Origin of the sequence: Occallatibacter sp., assembly GCF_049802275.1 — a bacterium.
In the GTDB taxonomy this organism is placed as follows: domain Bacteria; phylum Acidobacteriota; class Terriglobia; order Terriglobales; family Acidobacteriaceae; genus Telmatobacter.
On the sequence record NZ_JBARMD010000338.1, the window covers coordinates 1 to 1,814 of the forward strand.

The window sequence follows — 1,814 nt, forward strand, 5'->3', positions numbered from 1 at the left end:
AGCATCATCTTGCGAAGGTTGGTCACAGTAGGTACCTCCTGTGACCCAACCTATCCCGGCCTCAAAGCAACTCGCCAGCCACTGCCGTAGCGGCCGCGGCGCCTGCGGCTTCGTTCTGGTGGGCTATCCGTCAATTACTACGCAGTACACGGCGGATGGGAAGCGTCGTGTGAATTACTCTTCGACTCCGTTTGGCGCTCAACCACCCCGTCGACGAAGACCAGTCGATGGGGACACCCCGATCACGCGCCAAACTGCGCGCAGGATGATGCCGCATTTTTTGATGCAAAATTCTGGGGCAGTACACTAGCGCTGCAGCAGGTCGATGGGCTGCGTGAAGTCGGTAGCGCGGATGAATCGGGCGAGGGTGGGGTGGCGGCGTTCGAGCGCCAGGTACATCTCCCAGGCCACGCGGCGATAGCTGAAGTGGCCGGCGGGTGCGGAGCGGAGTTCGCTGATGTACTGCGCTTCAGCGAAGTCCATTTTGAAAAGGCAGCGGACGCGGGTCGCGAGCGGCAGCAGGTAAAGTGCTGACGATTTCGCCTCGGGCGCTGAGCCTGCGGCAATTTTTGCGCTGGCGACATATGCTGATTCGATGGCGGCCTGGTAGTCAGCCAGCACACCGGCTTCTTCGAGTCCGGCAGCGTCGCCCGAGTGCGGCGTTTCATAGCCGTGAAGCACGGTGAATCCCTGCTGGATCTGCGTGACGCGACGGTGGCGATGCATGTCACGGAATCCGCCGATGTCCATGAGGATGTCGAAGCGAAGGGCCGCACCTGCGTGGAAGACGCGAAGAGCTTCGTCGTGACGGCCCCGGTGGCGCAGACCCAGCTCAATGATCTCCGAAACGCGAGAGGCGGGAAGGCCGGCGGCGATGTCGCGCACCTGGCGGTAGGGATGGTGGCTGGCCCAGTAAATCAGGGTGGCGGCGAGCTCGACTTCGAGGCTTTCGGTGCGTTCGACCAGGTCGACCACGGGCGATGGTGCGGGGGAAGTTCCCTTGAGAAGCTCAGCGGCGGCAGATTCGAGTTCGGCGCGCGTCTGGATCAGATACTGATTGGGCTCGGCGTATTTGACGAGCGTGGGGGCGGTGCGGACTTCGCGGGTGAGGAGGTTGCCAGCTTCGGCGGCGAGGCTTCCCTCAGGGGCTAAAGCCCCTTTGTCATCGCTGGAGATTTGCGGCACGACTGAAGTCGTGCCCTGATACGAGCCTTCTGCCGCCTTGAGTTTCTGCACGAAGTCGGCGGCGGCGCGGGCATTCACATTCCATGCGGGGCCGGTGGCGGCATCGCGGAGCTTTGCTCCCAAATCGCGCACCTCAGCGAGTGGATGCGAGAGGAGCCGGGAGACCTGCGTCTCGAGGGTGCGGGCGTTCACGATCTGGCCGAGGGAGGTGTTGGTGGCGAGCGGCAGGAGATAACGGGCGACGTCGAAGGCGCGAGCCTTCAGGGTGCGATCGTAGGCTTCGGGTTTCATCGCCTCGGGGCAAGCGACGCGCTGGCGCAGGGCTTCGTGCACGGCTGCGGTGGTCCGCTGATAGGTCGCGAAGAGGTTTTCGACCGTGTCGCTGTAGAGTTTGGTGGAGGCGGCATCTGAGCCAAAGTCCGGGAGGTACCAGCCGGATTTCTGGAAGTTCTGATAGCGGGTGGAGCGCTCCTGGCCGTCCCAGCGCTGTTCGTCCACCAAGACGATGGCTGCAAGCAGGCTCAGGCGCTCGACCGCGAAGGCGATGTGCGCGAGGTCGGCGATGGACCGGTGGCCGTATTGGAAATAGAATGTGTTGAGAAATTGCTCGGCGCGCTGGACGCTGATTT

General features: G+C 63.1%; 1 protein-coding gene. It reads right to left on the reverse strand.

Annotated elements, in window-relative coordinates; genetic code table 11:
• Nucleotides 1–306: 306 nt before the first annotated feature.
• Nucleotides 307–1,814: FAD-dependent thymidylate synthase (locus WA354_RS11830; protein ID WP_472813216.1), on the reverse strand; the 1,508-nt coding region annotated here is incomplete at its 5' end.